The sequence below is a fragment of the Kitasatospora sp. NPDC053308 genome, from assembly GCF_055585785.1.
Genome location: NZ_JBVJJY010000008.1, coordinates 101,525 through 122,425, shown reverse-complemented (window position 1 = coordinate 122,425; position 20,901 = coordinate 101,525). Strand labels below are relative to the sequence as shown.

Genomic DNA, 20,901 nt, shown 5'->3' with positions numbered 1-20,901 from the left:
CCGTTCGAGGTCGCGCCGGGGTCGACGCGCTGACGAAAGCGTACGGGTGAGCCGCGCCCGCGGGGACGGGGTCTGCCAACTCGGCATACCGGACGGTACGCAACGGCGGCGCCGGGCGCGGACGGCCCGCCGCTAGTGCTGTGCGCCCACCCCCTGCTGGGCCGCCTCGACGGTGCGGTGCAGGTCCGCGGTGGCCTCCAGGGTGGCGCCGGTGCTCAGCGCCAGGCAGGCGACCAGGGCCAGGGCGACGGCCCGCAGCCGGGTGCCGGGGGCGGTGGCCGGGCGGGGCTGGAGCAGGGCGGCGACCCGGCGCGGGACCGGCCCGGCGTGGGCCGCGGGCACCAGTCGGGGCCGGTCCGGCCAGGGGGAGCGGCTCGCGGCGAGGGCGGCCCGTCCGACCGCCCGGGCGGTCACGGCGCGGTCGCCGACCCGGGCCGCCGCCACCTCGTCGGCCCAGCGCTCCAGGTGGTACCCGAGGGGCGTGCGCAGCGGGCGGAGCGCCGGGTGGATGCCGGCGGAGTGCTCGGCCAGCGCCAGGAAGACGTGGTGGCGGGCGGCCAGGTGGGCGCGCTCGTGGGCGAGCAGGGCGGAGCGTTCGGGGCCGCTGAGGGCGCGCAGCATGCCGGAGGTGACCACGATCCGGCCGGGCTCGCCCGGCCGGCCGGGGCGGCGCAGGCGGCCGGGGAGGGCGAAGGCGTCGGCGCGCTCGTCGTCCAGGACGGTGAGCGGGGGCTCGGCGGGGCGGAGCAGGGCGGTGAGCGCGGACCGGACGGGCCGCAGGAGGGCGGCGAGCGCGGATCCTGCGGGGCGGTCCGGGGCGGCTGCGATGGGCGCGGACGCGGCTGCGGACGCGGTGGCGATGGGCGCGGTGGCGATGGGCGCGGTTCCGGTGGGCCGGTGCGCGGCGGTGCGGTGCCCCGGGGTGTGCTCCGGGCGCACGGTGGCGCGCCGGGGGCGCGTGTCCGGATGCCGGCCGTCGGGCGGGACGGCGGCGCGGGCGGTGCGCAGTTCCAGCCGTCGGCGGCGGGCGGCGCGCACCGCCAGCGCCGTGAGCGCGAGGAGCGCCAGGGCGGCCGCGGCGGCGGCGAGCGGGGCGTCCGGCGCGGCCGCGGTGAGCCACGGCAGCGAGAGGTGGCCGTAGGCGGCGACCGGCGGCAGCTGGAGCAGGCCGGCGGCGGCCAGCAGACCGAGCGAGCAGAGCGTGCCGCCGGCCAGGACGGCGGCGCTGCCGGCCAGCATCCAGGCGGCGGCCCGCGGCGACAGCGCCTCGGCGAGGCGGCGGGCCAGCGGGGCGGCCAGGAAGGGCAGCAGCAGCGGGGCCCAGACGGCGATCATCATCGGCCGGACACCCTCCGGTGGCCGTCGGGTTCGCCGTCGGCTCCGGTGCCGGTGCCGGTACCGGGGGCGGTGGGGGCGTCGGCGGCCCCGGGGGCCTCGCCGAGCAGGTCGCGCAGCAGTTGCTCGTCCTCGGCGGAGAGGTCGGAGACGAAGCGGGCCAGCACGGTGGAGCGGTCGGCCTCGCGTCCGAGCTCCGTGTGCATCCGGCGGGCGGCCAGGCCGGCGGGGTCCTGGACGGTCGGCGTGTAGGCGTACGCGCGGCCGGCCCGGGTGCGCTCGACCGTCCCCTTGTCGTGCAGCCGGGCCAGGATCGTCGCGATCGTGGTGCGGGCGAGGTCCCCGCCGAGCGCCGCCTGGACGTCCTGCGGCGTCATCGGCTGCCGGGCCGACCAGAGGGCGGCCAGCACCTCGGCCTCCAGCTCCCCGGCGGGCCGGCGGGCGGGCGCTACGTCGGACATGGCGGCGGTTCCTCCACGTTTCGTCTACAGTCTTGTAGACCGTCTACGGGACTGTAGACGGTCGGGTCGGCTCCTGCCGTGAACCGCCCCCCAACGTACGGGAGGTCCGCCAGCCTTGCTCCAGTTCCCCGGCGATCATGCCGTTCGCCCCGCGCCGCTCCTCGGGTGCGGGGCCGTGCTGCCGGTCAGGGCACCGACACCCGGGATCGGCCGATATCGGCCGCCCACCACCGGTCTGGTAGAAGTTGTCTCCGTGCTCCCCGATGTTCTCGAACTGTTCCGCGCCCGTAAGGCGCCACGTCACGGAGGTGACGCGTGATGTCCTCACGGGCCCTGGCCGTCTACGACGGCAGCGGCATCGACGGCGACCTCTACACCCGGGTCAACGGGTGGGCGCAGTCCGCCCCGCACTGGCTGGACGAGCTGATCAAGACCTGGTCGGCCTTCGGCCTCGGACTGTTCGCGCTCTTCATGCTCTGGGCGTGGTGGCGGGCACGCGGCGAGGACTCCGCGGTGATGGCGAAGGTGCTGGCCGCGCCGGTGATCGTGGTCGTCGCCTACGGCGTCAACTCGGTGTTCAAGGGGATCGTCGAGGAGGTCCGGCCCTGCGCGCAGATCCCCGGCAGCGTCTCCCTGGAGACCTGCCCCGGCACCGGTGACTGGTCCTTCCCCAGCAACCACTCGGTGATCGCCCTCGCGGCGGCCGCCGCGCTCTGGTTCGTCCACCGGCGGCTCGGCTGGGTCGCCGGCCTCTTCGCGGTGCTGATGGCCGCCTCTCGGGTCTGGGTCGGCGTGCACTACCCGCACGACGTGGCCGTGGGCGCCCTGGTCGGCCTGCTGGTCGCGGTGGTGCTGGCCCCGGTCGCCGGGCGCTGCGGGCCGCTGGTGGACCGGATGCGGTCCGGCGCGCTGCGCCCCCTGCTCGGGCCGGGGGAGCCGCCGTTGGTCAGCCGCGGCTACTCGCCCTACGAGGCGCAGCGGCACTGACTCCGCTCCAGCCCACTCCACCCGTTCCGCGGCCCTTGCCCGGCCGGGGTGGCGGGTAGAGCATGTTGAGCCGGGCGTGGGGCCCCTACGGGGGCGCCCGCCCGGCTCAGTCGTGCTCGGGGCACGAGGGCGCCGGGCGTGCCAGCGGAGGGAGTGCCGTATGCCGTACAGACTCGACATCACGCAGGGGGACTGGCCGGGCGACCTGCTGCACAAGGGCGTCGAGGGCCTGCTCGCGGAGGCCATGGTGCTCACCCTCGCCACCGCCGGGCACGAGCACGGACCGCACGCCAACCTGGCGTTCTTCGCGTACGACGACGACCTCGTGCTGTACTTCGTCAGCGAACGTTCCACCCGGCACAGCCACCACCTCGCCGAGGAGGCCCGGGCCGCCGCCACCGTGTTCCTGCCGCCGCCCGCCTTCGGCGAGCAGCTGCGCGGGCTGCAGCTGACCGGCCTCGCGAGCGAGGCCTGGGGGCGCCAGGCGGAGGCGGCGCTGGCCGCCTACCAGGGGCGGTACCCGTCCTTCGCGCAGGACGAGGAGGTCCGCCGGCAGTTCCTCGCCGGGGGCGGGGCGGCGGCACTGTACCGGTTCCAGGTGGAGGAGCTGACGGCGGTGGACGAACCCAACTTCGGCCGGCGCAACTACCTGCGGGCCCGGGTGGCGCGGTCGTAGGCGTGTCCGCGGCGCGGTGCGCGGGGCGAGGACCTCTCGCGTCGCCCGGGTCACCGACCGGCCTCAGGAGAGGGCGGCGAGGAGGGCGAAGACCGCGGCGACCGCCAGGAGGACCGTCCCCTGGGGACGCTTGCGGTTCTCGTCGCGGATCAGCGCGCCGAAGGCGGCCAGCGCGGCGAACGGGTACGGGGCGGAGACCATAACGCTCAGGGCGAGGTTGCCCCGGACGAGCCGGAAGAGGAGCAGCCACGGCACGGACGCGGCGGTGGCCGCTGCGGCGAGCGGCAGGCCGTCGAGCCGGCGCAGCCCCTCCCGCCAGGGACCGGGCGGACGCGGGGTCCGGGCCGGTCGGCTGCCGTCGTAGGCGCACCACAGGACCACCAGCGCGATGGCGGCGTTGAGCCCGATCGCGGCCGACAGGGACGCCGGCGAGTCGGCCTCCCCGGGAAGCTTGGGGGCGATCCGGCCCGCCGGGTCCATGCGAACGGTCACGGCGTCGCCGGGCTGGAACCGGCGGGAATCCGGTTCCAGCGGTCCGCCGGGGACGGCGCCTTCCCCCGTGGACACCAGCGCGTAGGTCCGTTTGGTGGCGCCACGGAGTGAGGTCTCCACGTGCTCGCTCACCACCACGGCGTCGACGGTCCGCCCCGAGGCCAGAACGTGGTTGTGCCAGGCATCGACGCCCGCGCCGCACGCCATGAGGAGCACGAAAAGGATCAGGAGCAGCGCGGCGCTGACGTCCTTGAGGTCGAGATCGCTCCCGGGGCGGGCGGACTTGGCGAGTCCGGCGCCCGCCGTGGCGACGTACAGGCAGCCGAGCCCGAGCGCGAACAGGGTGCCGACGTACACGTATGCCAGGACGATGCCGACGAACAGGCCGGTCAGGACGGCGATGAGGACGGCGGCCCGCAGGGGCCACAGGCGGTTGGTGCCCGTGGCCCCTCCGGAGCGGGCGAGCGTCACCCGAAGGCCTTCCGGACCTTGTCCCACTGCTCCGGCGGCAGGGCGTCCGAGGACTCGTCGCGCGGCGGGTAGAAGGAGATGCCGCTGATCGCGTCGCCGATCAGCGTCAGCCACCCGTCCCAGTGGTCGAGGTGCTGGGTCGTGAAGACGATCGCCACCACGTGTGGGCTCCACGGGTGCAGGAAAAGAGCCTCGAGCTGGCGAACCGTGGCGACGCCCGAACCGGCGAGACCGTAGACCACTCCGGCGACGGGTACCCTCAGGTCACGGGCGACGACGGCGGCGCGGCCGAGCGGGAAGTCGAGGACCTCGACGTCGGCGTCCGGCCAGGCATCGGCGAGTTGTTGGGCTACGCGCTCGGGGTAGGTTCCGGGCGGGCCGGACTCCTGTTCCCTGACGAAGATGCTGAGCATGCCCTGGACGACCGTCTCCTCCCCGGTCTGCACCAGACAGTTGGCGACGTGCACCGCGCCCTCACGCAGCTGTGCCTGGAGGTTGACCTCGGCGGCGACGGCGATGCCGAGCTTCCTTTCCGGACCGAGAACGTCGAGTTCGGCGAGGCCGTCCACGATCCGGGTCATCCGTTCACCCGGGTCCTCGTCCAGGTCGATGCCGGTGAAGCCGTCGGGCAGGGAGATCCACAGGGGTGGGACGGTCGGCTCAGCGATCATGTCCTGCTCCCCAGATGCCAGTGGTGATCGCGCTTCCGGCGCCGAGCAGGCCGGCGACGATCCGGGTCTTTCCGGTGCCGCCGACCGTTGCTCCGGCACCGTTGATCACGTTCCCGCCACCGGTGGTGTAGTTCACCGCCGCGGTCAAGCCCGGACTCGGGTTGTCGGTGAAGAGGCTGGCGGCCGTGGGCGCGGTCAGCGCCACGCCGCTCGCAGCCTGTACACCGTCGGAGACGTTCATGGCGGTGGCCTTCGAGAGCCCGAGCTTGATGGCGGGCTTCTCCACGGCTGCCACGAAGAGTGGATTGGCCGGGTCGATGGCCCTCGCCGCGGTACGGATCTCGGTGGCGCCGACGCCTACCGAGGCCCTGACACCGACGCCGGTGGCCCGGGCACCCTTGATCGCGGTGAACCCGCCCTTGAGGACGGCCCCGCCCGGCAGGGCCCCCAGGAGGTCGCCGGCCACTGTCAGGTCGTTGCCCAAGTTCGCCATGCTGGTCGGGATCAGGCCGCTGATGCCGTACTTGGCCGCGTGCGTACCGGCGGCCGCGACACTCAGCAGGATGGCGGGCAGGGCGAAGGCGGGGAAGAAGACGGCCGCGATCCCGAAAGCAGCCGAGGCCACCGTCAGCAGGTCCGCGCCGTGGTTCTTCAGCCAGTCGCCGACCTTGCTGAGCCAGCCGGGCTCGGGCGGGGCCTTGCTGTCGGCGGCCTTGCGGATGGCGTCGGCGGTCTTGCGGGCGTCCGACGTGTGGGTCCCGGCGAGTTCGTGGGCCCGGCTCCGCAGGCCGGCGAGTTCGGTGGAGGCGCTGGTGACCAGCGCGGCGGCCGCGTCCAGGTGGGCCTTCGCCTTGGTGTAGCGCTGTTCGGCGGCGGCGAGGGAGGCGTCGTCGGGGAAGGTCCGGCCGGCCAGTTCGAGGTCGGGTGCCGCGGCGGCGGCCGCGTGGGCCTGCTCGGCCTTCTCCTTGTTCCGCTGGGCGGTGACCGCGGCACGCGCCAACTCGGCGGCCTTGGGCTGGTGTTCGGTCAGTGCCCGGTACCAGACGTCCAGGGCCTGGTACGCGGCGGTGATGGAGTCGGCGGCGTCCTGGAGGTAGCCGGGGAGCTTGCCGAACTGGGCGGCGAAGGCCTTGGCCGCGTCGCCGGTCCACTGGCCCTGGTCGGCGGCGATCTGGGCGAGGGTGGTGTGGACGTCGGTCAGGTGCTGGCCCACCCGGCGCAGGCTCCCGCTGAGGCCGGAGACGGCGCCGGAGTCCCCGGGGGCGGGGTTGAAGCCGAGGCCGGACCAGTCCGGCGGGGCGGGGGCGGTCACGACTGGCCTCCCGCCGGGGTGAGGGCCTTGGTGATGCTCTGCTCGGTGCCGTCGTAGCTCTGCTGCACCTTGCTCAGGCCCTCGTCGAGGACCTTGACGCACTCGCGGACCTTCTTCAGGCCGTACTCCCACCTGCTGTGGAAGTGCTCGCAGGCCTCGTCCAGGAAGTCGAAGCCCGTTCCGGTGCGGCTGGCCTCCTGCAAGGCCTTGAGCCCCTGGTCGAGTTCGTCGCCGCAGCCTTTGAGGTCCTGGGCCAACTTGGCGAGGAATTCGGTGCTGACCGTGAAGTCGGCCACTTTTGCCCCCCGATGCGCTGATTCGTCGGACCGGGCGAGCATAGCCCCCGTACGGCCGGCGGTGATCCGTTCCGTCACGGCGGGGGCCTTCATCACGAGACCTTGACGGACCGTCGACGCCGCCCTGACGCCGCCTTGGCATCGTCTTGACGTCGCCTTGGCGTCGCCTTGCACACCCGCCCGATCGGGGCCGCCGACACCCGCCGGCGGAGCGAGAAGGGGTCAACGACGCCAGAAGCCGCGCTTCTTCGGGGTGACGAGCCCGACGACCGACGCGACGAAGAGCTCGGCGACGGGGGAGGGGCCGGGCCCGTGGTTGAGGTGGCTCTCGGCGGTCCACTCGCCGAGGACGGTGCCCGGGCTGCCGTCGAAGGGGCTGAACGCGTGCTCCAGGGTCACGTAGCGCACGTCCTTGCCGCCGCGGGGGTGGACGGCGGCGACGAAGTGGGCCTCGGTGGCGCCGACCGGGGTGGGCAGGGTGACCAGCAGCAGGTGGTGGCCGTCGACCGACAGGTGGCGGCAGTCGAGGCCGTGGGCGGGCAGGCGCTCCTCGGGCGGGAGGGTCCGGCCGAGGTCGTCCCAGATCTGCGTGACGACGGGCAGCAGGCTGCCGCCGTCCGGGGCCGGGGAGGCCACCCGCGGTCCGAACTCCAGGACCTGGCGGGCGAGCTCGCGGTGGACGAAGCGGTAGTGGTGGGGCCGGGGGTCCGTCATGGGAACACCGTAGCGAACGCCCGGGAGCGGGAAGTCGGCCCGTCCGACTTCCCGCTCCGGTAGGTGAGTTGAGCAGCGGTTGCGTGGGGTGGCGTACCGTCAGGACGCGGGTGTCAGTGGCTGCCCTTGAGGTTGAGCACGACGACCCCGACGATCACCAGCGCGAGTCCCAGCCACTGCAGCCGCCCGAGCGACTCGCCGAAGGCGACCACGCCGATCCCGGCGACCGCCGCCGTACCGGCCCCGGACCAGACCGCGTAGGCGACGGAGACCGGGATGTGCTTGAGCGCCTTGCCGAGCAGGAAGAAGGACAGCGCGTAGCCGATGCCGACCCCGAGGCTCGGCCAGAGGCGGGTGAACCCCTCGGTGAGTTTGAGGCAGCTGGTGGCACAGACCTCGCTCAGGATGGCGAGGGTGAGCAGGACGTAGGGCATGGCGGGGTCACACCGCCGGGGCGGCGGCGAGCTTCCCGAGCAGCGCGAGATCGGCCTGCTCCAGGCTGGCGAGCAGGGTGATCCGGTCGCCCTCCGGCATCGGCGTCGGGGTCGACGGCACGGCGAGCACGGCGCAGCCGGCCGCGGTGGCGGAGGCGACCCCGGTCGGGGTGTCCTCGACGGCGAGGCAGACCGCCGGGTCGAGGCCGAGCCGCTCGGCGGCGGCGAGGTACGGGTCCGGGGCGGGCTTGGTGCGCGCGGTGTCCTCGGCGGCCAGGGTGACGGCGAACCAGTCCCGTCCGATGGCGGCCAGCACCAGGTCCACCACCTTGCGCGGGGAGGCGGACACCAGCGCGGTGGGCACCCGGGAGTCCCGCAGCGAGGCCAGCAGGGCCAGCGCGCCGGGCCGCGGCACCGTCTCGGCGGCGACCTTGGCGGCGAAGGAGTCGCCCAGCCGGGCGGCGAGCTCGGCCTCGCCGAGGGTGGCGCCGCCGGCCCGGTGCAGGTGGGCGGCGGTGTGCTCGACGGCCTGGCCGAGCACCTCGGGGGCGTCCCGCTCGGTGAGCGGGTACCCGAGCTCCTCGGCGATCTCGACGGCGGTCCGCCACCACAGCTGCTCGGTGTCGACCAGGGTGCCGTCCATGTCGAAGAGGACGGCGGCGGGCAGGGCGGCCCCGGACGGTGCCACGGCCCCGGGCGGGTCGCCCGGCAAGGGGTCCGGCAGCGCGCCGGGCAGGGGGGATTCGGGCAGGACGGATTCAGGCATGGATTCAGGCATGGCGGTACCTTCGGTGCTTCATCAGGACGTGCAGGGAGGTACGAGGCTCTCAGGCCGCCGGGCGGCGGTCCACCAGGACCGGGCGCTGCGGCAGCGTGAGCACGGCGCGCGAACCGGCCGGCAGCGCCGCGGTGGCCTCGGTGGGCAGGTCGGCCTTGACCTCGGTGCCGTCGTCGAGACGGACGGTGAGCCGGGTGACGGCGCCCAGGAAGGACGCGTTGACCACCAGCGCGGGGCCGTCCTCGGCGGGCGTGAGCGTGACGTTCTCCGGGCGGACCAGCACCTGCAGCTCGCCGTCGGCCGGGACCGCACCGTCCACCGCGTGGCGGCGGCCGAGCACCTCGACGCCCTCCGCGGTGCGGGTGCACGGGATGCGGCTCATGGTGCCGACGAACTCGGCGACGAACGCGGTGGCCGGCCGGCCGTACAGCTCGGACGGGGTGGCGCACTGCTCCAGCCTGCCCGCGCGCAGCACCGCGACCCGGTCGGCCATGGACAGCGCCTCCTCCTGGTCGTGGGTGACGAACAGAGTGGTGATGCCCAGCTCCTGCTGCAGGCGCCGGATCTCCTCGCGCAGCTGCAGGCGGACCTTGGCGTCCAGCGCGGACAGCGGCTCGTCCAGCAGCAGCACGCGGGGCTGCAGGGCCAGCGCGCGGGCGAGCGCGATGCGCTGCTGCTGGCCGCCGGACATCTGGTGCGGGTAGTGCTCGGCGCGGTGCGGCAGGCCGACCAGCTCCAGCAGCTCCTGGGCGCGCTTGCGGCGGTCGGCCTTGCCGGTGCCGCGCATCCGCAGCCCGAAGGCGACGTTGTCCAGCGCCGTCAGGTGCGGGAAGAGGCTGTACGACTGGAACACCATGCCCGCGTCGCGCTTGTGCGCCGGGATCGCGGTGATGTCCCGGCCGTCGACCAGGACCTCGCCGGAGTCGTGCTGCTCGAAGCCGGCCAGGATGCGCAGGGCGGTGGTCTTGCCGCAGCCGGACGGGCCGAGCAGGGCGAGCAGTTCGCCGGGGTGGACGGTGAGGTCCAGGCCGTCGAGGGCGGTGGTGGCGCCGAACGAGCGGCGCAGCGAGCGGAACTCGACGGTGGCGCTGCCGGGGGCGAGCGCGACTCCCGTGACGGGGGCGGGGACCGTGGTCATGGCAGGTGACTCCTGGAAGCGGGGGTGTGGTTCAGGACCGGGTGGCCTTGCGGCCGCGGCCGACGGAGGACATCAGCAGCAGGACGAGCCAGACGATCAACAGGCTGAGCATGGAGACCGCGACGGACATCTGGCCGTCGCTCTTGCCGTTGGAGTTGATCCACACCGAGAAGGGGGCGAAGCCGAGGATGGAGGCGGTGGTGAACTCGCCGAGCACCAGGGCGACGGTGAGCACGGCCGCGTTCAGCAGCGCGCTGCGCAGGTTGGGCAGGACGACGGTGAACACCGCGCGCAGCCAGCCCGCGCCGCAGTTGCGGGCGGCCTCGACCAGGGTGGCGACGTCCACGCCGCGCAGGCCGGCGTCGATCGCCCGGTAGGCGAAGGGCAGCGCCATCAGCACGTACGCGATGACCAGGACGACCGGGAAGGCCGGGTCCTGGATCGCCACGATGGTCTGGAACAGCGGGGTGTCCTGCAGGTAGTCCGGGCCCCAGCGCAGCACGCCGATGATGCCGGTGGTGAGCGCGACCACCGGGACGACCAGCGGCATCGAGCACATCACCTCGATCACCGGGCGCAGCCGGGGCGCCCCGAGCCGGGCGGCGAGCATCGCCGGGACGAGCAGGAGCAGCAGCACCGCGACGGTGACGCCGGCCAGTTCGAGGCTGAGCACCAGGCTGTCGGTGAAGCCGGGGGCGTTCAGCAGCTCGGTGTAGGCGCGGAAGGTGGTGCCGCCCTTGTTGTCGTCGATGCTGAACCACAGCGAGGCGGCCATCGGCACGGCGAAGTACACGCCGCAGAGCAGCAGGACCAGGCCGCGGCCGAAACGGATGCGATCGATCAGGCGAGCCACTTGGCACTCCGGCGCTGAAGGGGCAGGTACACGGCCATCACCAGGCAGGCGACCACGATCATGTCGAGGCCCAGGGCGAGGGCGAGGTTGCCCTGGCCGACCAGGACGTTGCCGGACAGGGCGTCGCCGATCTGCATCGAGATCAGCGGCACCGAACTGCCCACCATGGCCTCGGCGGTGGCGTAAGCGGCGAAGGAGGCGCCGAACAGCAGCACGAAGCCGCCGAGCAGCGAGGGCAGCAGCACCGGCAGCGCGACGTGCCGCCAGTACTGCAGCGAGGTGGCGCCGTTGTTGGAGGCGGCCTCGCGCCACTGGACGCGCAGGCCCTCCAGGGCCGGGGTGATGGTGATGACCATCAGCGGGACCAGGAAGTAGAGGTAGACCACCGACAGGCCGGAGAAGGTGTAGAGGTTCCAGCCGTGGGCGGTCAGGCCGAGCTTCTTGGTGACCTCGCCGGAGTTGCCGAGGGTGGCGACGAACATGAAGGCCAGCGGCACGCCGCCGAAGTTGGCCAGCACGCCGGAGGCCGACATCACCGCCTCGCGGAACATCCGGAACCGGGAGGTCGCCACGGCCTGGGCCAGCGGCAGGCCGACCACGGTGGCGATCAGCGCCGTCAGCAGCGAGAGCTTCACGCTGCCCCACAGGGCCGTCCAGTAGGCGCCCTGGAGGGAGGCGGTGAGGTTGTCGGTGGTGAAGGCGCCGCCGCCGTCCGGGGCGTCCGAGGAGGTGGTGAACGCGCCGACGGCGATCGCGACGGCGGGCAGGCCGAAGCCGACCACGAAGAACAGCAGCAGGGGGAGGGCGGCGAGCCAGGCCCTGCCGCGCCCGGCCCGGCGCCTGCCGGGGCGGGGGGCCTGGGCCGTGCGGGCCGAGGCCGGGGTGGGGGAGGCGGGGCCGGGCGCGCCCCCGCCGCTCTGGGCGGCGGAGGCGGAGGCCGGCACCGGGGTGGGAGCCGTGGTCATCTCAGGTCAGCCCGCGATCGCCTTGGCCCAGTTCTCGGTCACGACCTTCTTGGCCGCGTCCGTCTGGTCCTGGGTCGGGAAGGTGGTGAAGGGCTTCTCGACCGTCGGGAGCTTGGCCGCGGCGGCCGCGTCCAGGGTGCCGGCGGCCTTCATGGCGTCGAACAGGGCCGGGGTGGCGTAGCCGCCGAGGAAGCCGTTCTGGCCCTGGGCGCTGTAGAGGTACTCCTCCCACAGGCGCGCGGCGGCCGGGTGCGGGGCGTCCTTGTTGATGGCCTGGTTGTAGTACTGGGCGTAGGAGCCGTCCGAGGGGATGGCCACCTGCCAGTCGATGCCCTTGTCCTTGAACTTGTCGGCGTAGCCGGCGTTCAGGTACGACCAGTCGATCGAGATCGGGGTCTCGCCCTTCTCGATGGTCGCCGGGGTGACCTCGACCGGATTGAAGTTGCCGGCCTGCTTGACCTTGCCGAAGAAGTCGATGCCGGGCTGGATGTTGTCCAGCGAGCCGCCGTTGGACAGCGCGGCCGCGTAGACGGCGCCGAAGGCGGCACCGGCCTTGGTCGGGTTGCCGTTCAGGGCGACCATGCCCTTGTAGTCGGGCTTCAGCAGGTCGGCGAAGGTCTTCGGGCAGACGGACACCTTCTTGGCGTCGCAGCCGATCGACATGTAGCCGCCGTAGTCGTTGTAGTGGCGGCCGTCCGCGTCCTTCATGGTGGCCGGGATCTTGTCGAAGTCGGTCACCTTGTACGGGGCCAGCAGGCCCTGCTTGGCGGCGCTCAGCGCGAAGGCGGAGCCCAGGTCGACGACGTCGGGGGCGCGGTCCTGGCCCTTGCGGGAGGTGACGGCGTTGATCTCGTCCTGGCTGGAACCGTCGGGGTTCTCGTCCTCGATCTCGATGCCGTACTTGGCCTTGAAGTCGTCCATCAGCTTGCCGTAGTTCGCCCAGTCGCGCGGCAGCGTGATGACGTGCAGCTTGCCCTCCTTCTTGGCGGCGGCGACCAGGCCGTCCATGCCGCCGAAGTCGGCGACCGAGGTGGCGGTCTTGGCGTTCTTGCCGCCCGCGGCGTCACCGGACTTCGCGGAGGATCCGGCGGAGCCGCAGGCGGTGAGGGAGAGCGCGGCAGCGGTCAGGACGGCCGCGAAGGCGGCGGAGCGGGCGCGGTGCACGGACACGGGTCAGTCTCCTGAGAAGGGGGAACTGCGAGTGGGCGTCTCGATCGGGGGATCTGGCGAGTGGCGGTCCGGAGTCGTCCGGAGTCGTCGGGGAGTCGTCCGGGCTTGGGGGCTGTTCGGAGCCGTCCGAGTTGACTAGCCAACTTCGCTGACGGGGGTAAGTACGCCGGAGTCCGGTGACGGGAAGGTGAACGGACGGCCCAGAACCGGGGTCGGCTGCGGGAACGGTGGAATCCGGCCATCGGAGCGTGATCCGTTCGGTGCGATGCTTCGAAGACGCAGCGGGATAGGGTCGGGCTGTCCGCGCCGGTACCGCTGCGCAGGACACCGCCCCAGGAGGGACATTGACTGACGTGGCAACTGAGCCCCAGCGGCCCGGGGCCGAGGGCCCGGCGGCCGGAGAGCGCCCCGCCGCGACGGGGGAGCGCGCCTCTTCGACCGGGGAGCGGGCCTCCGGCGCGCTGTACCGGAAGGTGGCCGCGGATCTGCGCGAGGCCATCACCACCGGTGCGTACGGCGAGGCCGGCCGGCTGCCCGCCGAGGGCTCGCTGGCCGAGCAGTACGGCGTCTCCCGCGGCACCGTCCGCCAGGCGCTCGCGGTGCTGCGCTCCGACGGGCTGGTCACCTCCCGCCGCGGCACCCGCCGGGTGGTGCTCGGCGGCGCCCGGGTGCAGAGCTTCTCCGAACTGCTCAGCTTCACGCACTGGGCGTACTCGATGGGCGAGGAGCCCGGCGGCATCCTGGACTCGCTGGTGCGCCGCCCCGCCGACGCCGCCGAACGCGAGCAACTGCGCCTGGAGCCGGGCGCCGAGGTGTACGTGACGGTCCGACTGCGCACGCTGTCCGGCACGCCGGTCATGGTCGAGCGCACCGTCTACCCGCCGCGGGTCGGCGAGATCGTCGCCGAACTGCCGCCGGACGTCGTCTCGCACACCGAAGTGCTGCGCGAGCACGGCATCCTGTTCACCGACGCCGACCACACCATCGACATCGTCGCCGCCAACGCCGAGGACGCCCGGCTGCTCGGCTGCCGCCGCGGCGGCCCGCTGCTGCGCGAACGGCGCCGCACCACCGACCCGACCGGCACGCCGGTGGAGTGGTCCCAGGACCGCTACCTGCCGGGGACGGTGGCGTTCAGCGTGCACAACTCCCTGGCGACCTCGGCGCTCTCCCGGCACGCGCGGGAGATGGACTGAGGGGCGCCCCCGCGCGGGCCGGCGGCGTGCCGCCGCGCTACCGCATGAGGGCGGCGAGCAGCGGGCGGTAGTGGTCGAAGCCCGGGGTGACCGCGCCGGCCACCTTGGCCTGCTCGTCCCAGCGCCGGACGGCCACCGCGTCGGCCGCGCCCGGGAGTCCGGCGAACTCCTCGGCCTGCCGCTCGGACATCGGACCGCCCTGGACGGCCAGCGTGTACGCGGAGGCCGCGGAGAGCCGCTCCGTGTAGCCCGGCTCGACCGCGCACAGGTAGCGCTTGGCCGCCACGTGCAGCCGCACCGGCTCGGTGACCTCCGGGCCGAACCAGCGGGCCAGCCAGTGCGCGCCGGACTCGCTGTGCCGGTTGTCCTGGCCCCGCATCAGGTCCCGTCCGTGCAGGGCGCCCTGGAAGTGGCCGACGTCGTGCAGCAGGGCGGCGGCGACCAGGTGGTCCGGCGCTCCGGCGGCCTCGGCGGCAGCGGCGGCCTGCAGCATGTGCTCCGCCATGGTGACCTCCTCGCCGAGGTACTCCCCGGCGCCCTCGCCCTCGAACAGCGCGGCGATCGCGTCCAGGGCGGCGGTGCGGTGGTGCAGCACGGACAGGGTGGAGGACAGCGAGTCCAGGTCGGCGTAGCAGCCCTGGAGGTGCCGGTGTCCGTCCTGCCGGAAGGCGGTGCGGGCGTGCAGCAGGCGGGTGTTGTCGAAGACCAGGCAGTCGCCGGGGCCGAGCCGGAAGCTGAGCCGCAGCTCCGGGCGCAGCGTGATCGCGGCGAAGCGGCGGTACGCGGCGTAGAAGGCGTCGCGCTCGGCCGCGCCGGCGCGCAGGGTGCCGATCGAGCGGTTGTTGAACCGCACCTCCCGGATCCGGCCGAGCGGGTCGACATCGATCAGCGGACGGTCGGCGCGCAGTTCGGTGCGGCGGTCGCGGAAGACGAAGGGGACGGGCGTGCGGGTCAGCGTCTCGAAGTCCGCCGGTGACTCCTCGCGCAGCAGCGCCGCCGCCGTGAACCCGTCCACCAGCCCGGAGTCCCCGCCGGTCGCGGAGTTCTCCAGGCAGTGCAGCAGCTGCAGGGTCGGCACCGGGTCGCGGTAGGGGTTGTCGGTGTGCGGGGCGATCGCGACGCTGGTGAAGGCGAGGTTGTTCGGGTCCGGTTCGACCCGGACGTCGAACAGCTCCCCGTAGTTGGTGACGCGGACGTACCCGAAGCTCTCCGCGACCCGCAGCACCTGCCGCTCCACGGCCGGCACTCCGCGCAGGACGGCGAACCCGCTGCGCCGGACGGCGGCGAGGACCGCGGCCTGCTCGGCCGGGTCGGCCAGGTAGGCCTCCCACGGCGCCTCGGGGATGCCGCGCGCGAAGTCCGCCGCCACCCAGAGCCGCTTGCCCTGCTCCGTCCGCCCGTCGCCCTCGTCCTCCTCGGTCAGCCAGGGGAGGGGGTAGCGGGAGCGGTGGCCGTCCGACCAGAGCACTTCCAGCTGCCCGGCGGTCTCGGTGCTCGCCGCGATCGCCAGGTCCTGCGGCAGGTCGTCGATCTGGAACAGCTTCTGCCCGTTGCGCGGATCCCGGCACTCGGCGCAGGGGCAGTTGTCGCGCAGCCAGTACGGCGGCAGCTCGGTCATGTCCGACTCTCCTCTTCGACGGGCCTGGGGGGCAAAGTTGTATAGCCAACTCTGCCCGCCCGCTGGAGCCTGCCTGCCGCCGGTGAGTTCCGGGTGCCCGGCAGGTGAACGCTGCGGGAACGGTGTCGGGAGGGGCGCCCGAACCCCCTTGCGCCCGCGCCGGCCCGCGGCCCCTGGGGCGCTGCCGAGCCGGTGTTCCGGACCTGCTCGGATGCGCGGGCACGGACCCGCTCACCCGCCGACCGGCGGTACGCGGTCCGACGAGGTCCCGGCACGGCCGCGCAGGGGAGCGGCCGGCATCGGCGGCCGCTTCGTCCGTCTGGCTGACGGGGCCGGGGCGCAGCGCGTTTCGGGGCGGGGGAGGCGGCGGGGCTACGGCACTGTCGGGGTGGATTTTTCCCTGACGAGAGGCGGCCGGGCATGGCGCATGCCGATACGAATTCGAGTACGGGAGCCTCGGGGCACACCGGGCTCAAGCGCGAGGTCGGGGTCATCGGGCTGCTGTGGGCCTCGGTCGGGGCGATCATCGGGTCCGGCTGGCTGTTCGGGGCGCAGAAGGCGGCGGTGGCGGCGGGGCCCGCCGCGCTGCTGTCCTGGGGGATCGGCGCGGTGGCGATCGTCCTGCTGGCGCTGATCCACGCCGAGCTGGGCGGGCTGTTCCCGGTGGCGGGCGGGACGGCGCGGTACCCGCACTACGCGTTCGGCGGCTTCGCGGGGATGTCCTTCGGCTGGTTCACCTGGCTGCAGGCGGCGACGATCGCGCCGATCGAGGTGCAGGCGATGATCAACTACGCCCAGCACTGGTCCTGGGCGGACGGCCTGCTGAACAAGGACCTGACGCTCACCGGCGCCGGGTTCGTGGTGGCGGCCGTGCTGATGGCGGTCTTCGTCGCGATCAACTTCCTCGGCGTCAGGCTCCTCGCGCACACCAACAGCGTGGCCACCGTCTGGAAGGTCGCCGTCCCGATCCTGGCCATCTTCGCCCTCGGGATCACCGAGTTCCACGGCTCCAACTTCACCGTCCACGGCTTCGCGCCGGACGGCGCCAAGGGCGTGCTCGCCGCGATCAGCACCAGCGGGGTGATCTTCGCGCTGCTCGGTTTCGAGCAGGCCATCCAGTGGGCGGGCGAGAGCCGCAACCCGCGCCGGGACATCCCCCGGGCGGTGCTCGGATCGGTGGTGATCGGCACGATCGTCTACGTGATGCTCCAGGTGGTGTTCATCGGAGCCCTGCCGCCGGAGACCTTCGCGGGCGGCTGGGGCACGCTGACCTACCCCGGCATCAGCGGGCCGTTCGCGGGCCTCGCCACCCTGATCGGCCTCGGCTGGCTGGCCACCATCCTCTTCATCGACGCGATCATCTCCCCGGCCGGCACCGGACTGGTCTACATCACCTCCAGCTCGCGGGTCACCTACGGCCTGAGCCGCAACGGCTACGCGCCCCAGGCCCTGCAGTACACCGACCGCAACTCGGTGCCCTGGCTCGGCCTGGTGATCGCCTGGGTCGCCGGCGTGATCTGCTTCCTGCCCTTCCCCAGCTGGCAGCGGCTGGTCGGGTTCATCACCTCGGCCGTGGTGCTGATGTACGCGGGCGCCCCGCTGGCCTTCGGGGTGCTGCGCAAGCGGCTGCCCGGGCTGGAGCGGTCCTACCACCTGCCCGGCGGCACCATCATCTCGCCGCTGGCCTTCGCGGTGGCCAGCCTGATCATCTACTGGTCCGGGTGGGACACCCTGTGGCGCCTGGGCCTGGCGATCGTCATCGGGTACGTGCTGCTCGGCGGGTACTCCGCGTACGCCGCGTCCAAGGGGGTGCCGAACGCGCCGCGGATGGACTTCAAGGCCGGGCAGTGGCTGCCGGCCTACCTGGTCGGGATGGGGATCATCTCCTGGCAGGGCACCTTCGGCGAGGGCGCGCAGGGGAACCTGCCGCTGTGGTGGGACATCGGCGTCGTGGTGGTGTTCTCGCTGGTCGTCTACTACTGGGCGCTGGCGGTCGCGCTGCCGCCCGCCGAGATCGAGCGGAACATCCGCGGCGTCGAGGTGGTGGACGCGGGCGGCCACTGAGGCCGTACGCGAGCGGCGGCCCCGGGAGCGTTTCCCGGGGCCGCCGCTCCGTGCGTCAGGCCGCCGCGACGGCCGCGGCGGTCGCGGCCCACGCGGACTCGGCGGCGGCCAGGGCCGGCTCGGCGTCGGCGTTCGTGGCGGTCGCGAGGCCGGTGAGGCAGGCGCGGACGGTGTCCAGCGCGGCGGCGGTGCCGTAGTGGTTGACCCGGAGCATCGAGGCGGCCAGCGCGCCGCCGCCCGGCTGGACGGGCAGGGCCGGGTCGAGGCGGGCGGCGAGTTCCGTCGCGTCCAGGCCGTCCGGGGTGCGCAGGGTGGTGGCGACCGGGGCCGCGTGGGCGTCCTCGGTGACGAAGGGGGCGAGGGTGCCGAGCGCGCGGACACCGGCCCGGGTGGCGGCCGCGGCGGCGCGGTGGCGGGCGATGACGGCGGGCAGGCCCTCGGCGGCGATCCGGTCCAGACAGGCGCCGAGCGCCAGCATCTCCAACTGGGCCGGGGCGTGCGGGAGGACGGTCCGGCCCGCGTCCGTCCAGCGCTCCTTCCAGTCCAGCAGCGACAGGTAGGAGCGGCGCGGGGCGGCCGGGTTGGCGGTGATCCGCTCCCAGGCGCGTTCGGAGACCGAGACGGCGGAGACCCCGGCCGGGCCGCCCATCGCCTTCTGGCCGCCGATCACGCACAGGTCGACGCCCCACTCGTCGGTGCGCAGCGGCTCGGCCGCGACGGAGGCGACCGCGTCGAGCATCAGCAGGGCGCCGTGCTCGCGGACCACGGCGCCGATCTCGGCGACCGGGTTGGTGTTGCCGGTGGCGGCCTCGGCGTGGACGAGCGAGACGAAGTCGATCCCGGGCTCGGCCCGCAGGGCCTCGGTGACCTGCTGCGCGCTGACCGCGCTGTCGAAGGGGACGGCGAGGTCGACGACGGTCGCGCCGCAGGAGCGCAGCCAGCTGCCGAAGGTCTGCCCGTACGGGCCGGTGACGATGTTGAGCGCGGTGGAGCCCGGGTGCGCGGCGCCGCGGATCGCGGCCTCCAGGGGCAGGAGCGCCTCGCCCTGGGTGACGATCACGTCGGCCTCGGTGTGCAGCAGCGCGGCCACCTGGTCCTCGATCTTCGCGAACTCGGCGGCGCTGAGCGGGGGGAGGTCGAGGAAGGGGCTCACGGGTGGCCTTTCGCGGGACTGGCAGCGGTCGTGGGTGCGGGAACGAGTCTGCCGCATTCCCGCCGCTTCCACGGAACGCCCCCGTCGGTAGAGTGCGGCCATGAGCGATGCTGCGGTGCTGCACGTGCGGGGTCGGGTGCTGGTCGGTCCGGAGGACGTCCGGGACGAACTCTGGGTGGTGGACGGCCGGGTGAGCTTCACCCGCCCGCGGACCGCCGGGGACGTCCGTACGGTGACCGGCTGGGTGCTGCCCGGCCTGGTGGACGCGCACTGCCACGTCGGCCTGGACGCGCACGGCGCCGTGGACGCGGAGACCAGCGAGAAGCAGGCGCTCACCGACCGCGACGCCGGCACCCTGCTGATCCGCGACGCCGGCTCGGCCGCCGACACCCGGTGGATCGACGAGCGCGAGGACCTGCCCCGGATCATCCGGGCCGGCCGGCACATCGCGCGCACCCGCCGCTACATCCGCAACTACGCGCACGAGATCGAGCCCGGCGACCTGGCCGCCTACGTGCGGGCCGAGGCCCGGCGCGGGGACGGCTGGGTGAAGCTGGTCGGCGACTGGATCGACCGCGAGCGCGGCGACCTCGCCGCCTGCTGGCCCGGCGACGCGCTGGTCGAGGCGATCGCGGCGGCGCACGAGGAGGGCGCGCGGGTCACCGCGCACTGCTTCTCCGCCGAGTCCCTGCCGGACCTGCTGGCGGCCGGGATCGACTGCGTCGAGCACGCCACCGGGCTGACCGAGGAGCTGATCCCGGTCTTCGCCGAGCGCGGCGTCGCCATCGTCCCGACCCTGGTCAACATCGCCACCTTCCCGGACCTCGCGGCCGGCGGAGAGGCCAAGTTCCCGGCCTGGTCGGCGCACATGCGGCGGCTGCACGAGCGCCGGTACGACACCGTGGGCGCCGCGCACGACGCGGGCATCCCGGTGTTCGTCGGCACCGACGCGGGCGGCTCGCTGGCGCACGGGCTGGTCGCCGAGGAGGTGGCGGAGCTGGTGAAGGCGGGGCTGAGCCCGGCCGAGGCGCTCTCGGCGGCGAGCTGGGGGGCGCGCGCGTGGCTGGGGCGGCCGGGCCTGGAGGAGGGCGCGTCGGCGGACTTCGTGGTCTACGGGGAGGACCCGAGGGCGGACGTCCGGGTGCTGGCGGCTCCTCGGCTGGTGGTGCTGCGGGGGCGCCCGGTGGGGTGAGCCGGGCCGCGTCCGGGCCGTCTCGGTGCGGCCGCCCGGCGGCTGCCCGGAGGTGGCGCGCCGCCGGCTGCCCGGAGGTGGCGCGCCGGATGCTCGCCGGGGGTGTCGGGCCGCCTCCGGACGACCGTCGCCCGGCCTTCGCGGGGCCCTCGATCACATGATCATCCGCTGAACACCCCTGTCGGTGTAGGCCGATAGGGTGGCGACCATGGCACCGCGTCCACTGAACGAGATCGTCGAGCCCGGCTGGGCCACCGCCCTGGAACCCGTCGCCGGACGGGTCGCCGCGATGGGCGACTTCCTGCGCGCCGAACTGGCCGCAGGCCGTACCTACCTGCCCTCCGGGCCGAACGTGCTGCGGGCCTTCCAGCAGCCCTTCGCGGACGTGCGGGTGCTGATCGTCGGGCAGGACCCGTACCCGACCCCCGGGCACGCCGTGGGGCTGAGCTTCTCGGTCGGGCCGGAGGTGCGGCCGATCCCGGCCAGCCTGATCAACATCTTCCAGGAGTACGGCAACGACCTCGGCCTGCCCCAGCCGTCCAACGGGGACCTCACGCCGTGGACGCGGCAGGGCGTGCTGCTGCTCAACCGCGCGCTGACCACCGCGCCGCGCAAGCCCGCCGCGCACCGTGGCAAGGGCTGGGAGGAGGTCACCGAGCAGGCGATCCGGGCGCTGGCGGCGCGCGGCGGGCCGCTGGTGGCGATCCTCTGGGGGCGGGACGCCCGTAACCTGCGGCCGTTGCTGGGGGACATCCCGGCGATCGAGTCGGCGCACCCGAGCCCGTACTCGGCGAACGGCGGGTTCTTCGGCTCGCGGCCGTTCAGCCGGGCCAACGAGCTGCTGGTGCGGCAGGGGGCGCAGCCGGTGGACTGGCGTCTGCCGTAACGGAGTTGCCGTCGCTGTAGCAGAGTCGGGTCAGCGCGG

Annotated in this window: 21 protein-coding genes; 6 read left to right on the top strand and 15 right to left on the bottom strand. The window is 73.9% G+C overall.

Annotated elements, in window-relative coordinates; genetic code table 11:
* Window positions 1-132 precede the first annotated feature (132 nt).
* Window positions 133-1,338, bottom strand: coding sequence for a M56 family metallopeptidase (locus ACZ6Y7_RS19970; protein ID WP_465759227.1), 1,206 nt, complete (start codon window positions 1,336-1,338; stop codon window positions 133-135).
* Window positions 1,335-1,796 (bottom strand): BlaI/MecI/CopY family transcriptional regulator, encoded by a 462-nt coding sequence (locus ACZ6Y7_RS19965; protein ID WP_465759226.1) that lies wholly within the window; start codon window positions 1,794-1,796, stop codon window positions 1,335-1,337. Before ACZ6Y7_RS19965 ends, ACZ6Y7_RS19970 begins: the two co-directional genes overlap by 4 nt.
* Window positions 1,797-2,114: 318 nt before the next feature.
* On the opposite strand from ACZ6Y7_RS19965, the gene ACZ6Y7_RS19960 reads away from it, so the two are divergent.
* Entirely contained in the window at window positions 2,115-2,783 is a 669-nt protein-coding gene (locus ACZ6Y7_RS19960) for a phosphatase PAP2 family protein (protein WP_465759225.1), read from the top strand.
* Between the two features lie 160 nt (window positions 2,784-2,943).
* A complete protein-coding gene (locus tag ACZ6Y7_RS19955; RefSeq protein ID WP_465759224.1) occupies window positions 2,944-3,459 on the top strand; it encodes a pyridoxamine 5'-phosphate oxidase family protein in 516 nt (171 codons plus the stop codon).
* A gap of 63 nt (window positions 3,460-3,522) precedes the next feature.
* On the opposite strand, the gene ACZ6Y7_RS19950 is transcribed toward ACZ6Y7_RS19955, so the two are convergent.
* From ACZ6Y7_RS19950 to ACZ6Y7_RS19900, 11 genes are all read right to left on the bottom strand, one after another.
* Entirely contained in the window at window positions 3,523-4,422 is a 900-nt protein-coding gene (locus ACZ6Y7_RS19950; RefSeq protein WP_465759223.1) for a hypothetical protein, read from the bottom strand.
* Complete coding sequence (locus ACZ6Y7_RS19945) at window positions 4,419-5,093, bottom strand: hypothetical protein (protein WP_465759222.1); 675 nt, start codon at window positions 5,091-5,093, stop codon at window positions 4,419-4,421. The genes ACZ6Y7_RS19950 and ACZ6Y7_RS19945 overlap by 4 nt, the downstream gene beginning before the upstream one ends.
* On the bottom strand, window positions 5,083-6,405 hold the full coding sequence (locus ACZ6Y7_RS19940) for a putative T7SS-secreted protein (RefSeq protein ID WP_465759221.1): 1,323 nt from the start codon (window positions 6,403-6,405) through the stop codon (window positions 5,083-5,085). The genes ACZ6Y7_RS19945 and ACZ6Y7_RS19940 overlap by 11 nt, the downstream gene beginning before the upstream one ends.
* A complete protein-coding gene (locus ACZ6Y7_RS19935; protein WP_465759220.1) occupies window positions 6,402-6,701 on the bottom strand; it encodes a hypothetical protein in 300 nt (99 codons plus the stop codon). Before ACZ6Y7_RS19935 ends, ACZ6Y7_RS19940 begins: the two co-directional genes overlap by 4 nt.
* Before the next feature lie 222 nt (window positions 6,702-6,923).
* On the bottom strand, window positions 6,924-7,415 hold the full coding sequence (locus ACZ6Y7_RS19930; RefSeq protein ID WP_465759219.1) for a hypothetical protein: 492 nt from the start codon (window positions 7,413-7,415) through the stop codon (window positions 6,924-6,926).
* Between the two features lie 113 nt (window positions 7,416-7,528).
* Window positions 7,529-7,849 carry a DMT family transporter gene (locus tag ACZ6Y7_RS19925; RefSeq protein ID WP_402218686.1) on the bottom strand — a complete coding sequence of 107 codons (321 nt, stop codon included), beginning with the start codon at window positions 7,847-7,849 and terminating at the stop codon, window positions 7,529-7,531.
* A 7-nt stretch (window positions 7,850-7,856) separates the two neighbouring features.
* Window positions 7,857-8,615 carry an HAD family hydrolase gene (locus ACZ6Y7_RS19920; protein WP_465759218.1) on the bottom strand — a complete coding sequence of 253 codons (759 nt, stop codon included), beginning with the start codon at window positions 8,613-8,615 and terminating at the stop codon, window positions 7,857-7,859.
* A 61-nt stretch (window positions 8,616-8,676) separates the two neighbouring features.
* Window positions 8,677-9,765 carry an ABC transporter ATP-binding protein gene (locus ACZ6Y7_RS19915; protein WP_465759217.1) on the bottom strand — a complete coding sequence of 363 codons (1,089 nt, stop codon included), beginning with the start codon at window positions 9,763-9,765 and terminating at the stop codon, window positions 8,677-8,679.
* Between the two features lie 31 nt (window positions 9,766-9,796).
* The gene (locus ACZ6Y7_RS19910; RefSeq protein WP_465759391.1) at window positions 9,797-10,606 is read right to left on the bottom strand and encodes an ABC transporter permease; all 810 of its coding nucleotides are present in this window, start codon (window positions 10,604-10,606) and stop codon (window positions 9,797-9,799) included.
* On the bottom strand, window positions 10,606-11,583 hold the full coding sequence (locus tag ACZ6Y7_RS19905) for an ABC transporter permease (protein ID WP_465759216.1): 978 nt from the start codon (window positions 11,581-11,583) through the stop codon (window positions 10,606-10,608). Before ACZ6Y7_RS19905 ends, ACZ6Y7_RS19910 begins: the two co-directional genes overlap by 1 nt.
* A gap of 6 nt (window positions 11,584-11,589) precedes the next feature.
* Window positions 11,590-12,753, bottom strand: coding sequence for an ABC transporter substrate-binding protein (locus tag ACZ6Y7_RS19900; RefSeq protein ID WP_465759215.1), 1,164 nt, complete (start codon window positions 12,751-12,753; stop codon window positions 11,590-11,592).
* Window positions 12,754-13,106: 353 nt separating this feature from the next.
* Between ACZ6Y7_RS19900 and ACZ6Y7_RS19895 the strand changes: the two genes are divergently transcribed.
* Window positions 13,107-13,949: a GntR family transcriptional regulator gene (locus tag ACZ6Y7_RS19895; RefSeq protein ID WP_465759214.1), complete on the top strand. Its 843-nt coding sequence runs from the start codon at window positions 13,107-13,109 to the stop codon at window positions 13,947-13,949.
* Between the two features lie 37 nt (window positions 13,950-13,986).
* Here ACZ6Y7_RS19895 and tmpA read toward each other — a convergent pair whose 3' ends face one another.
* Window positions 13,987-15,567, bottom strand: a complete 1,581-nt coding sequence (tmpA, locus tag ACZ6Y7_RS19890) for a 2-trimethylaminoethylphosphonate dioxygenase (RefSeq protein ID WP_465759213.1) — start codon at window positions 15,565-15,567, stop codon at window positions 13,987-13,989.
* Between the two features lie 420 nt (window positions 15,568-15,987).
* Here tmpA and ACZ6Y7_RS19885 point away from each other — a divergent pair, with 420 nt between their 5' ends.
* The gene (locus ACZ6Y7_RS19885; protein ID WP_465759212.1) at window positions 15,988-17,631 is read left to right on the top strand and encodes an APC family permease; all 1,644 of its coding nucleotides are present in this window, start codon (window positions 15,988-15,990) and stop codon (window positions 17,629-17,631) included.
* 55 nt (window positions 17,632-17,686) lie between these two features.
* On the opposite strand, the gene ACZ6Y7_RS19880 is transcribed toward ACZ6Y7_RS19885, so the two are convergent.
* Window positions 17,687-18,841: a pyridoxal-phosphate-dependent aminotransferase family protein gene (locus ACZ6Y7_RS19880; RefSeq protein ID WP_465759211.1), complete on the bottom strand. Its 1,155-nt coding sequence runs from the start codon at window positions 18,839-18,841 to the stop codon at window positions 17,687-17,689.
* 43 nt (window positions 18,842-18,884) lie between these two features.
* Here ACZ6Y7_RS19880 and ACZ6Y7_RS19875 point away from each other — a divergent pair, with 43 nt between their 5' ends.
* The gene (locus tag ACZ6Y7_RS19875) at window positions 18,885-19,976 is read left to right on the top strand and encodes an amidohydrolase family protein (protein ID WP_465759210.1); all 1,092 of its coding nucleotides are present in this window, start codon (window positions 18,885-18,887) and stop codon (window positions 19,974-19,976) included.
* Between the two features lie 208 nt (window positions 19,977-20,184).
* Window positions 20,185-20,862 (top strand): uracil-DNA glycosylase, encoded by a 678-nt coding sequence (locus tag ACZ6Y7_RS19870; protein WP_465759209.1) that lies wholly within the window; start codon window positions 20,185-20,187, stop codon window positions 20,860-20,862.
* Window positions 20,863-20,901 lie beyond the last annotated feature (39 nt).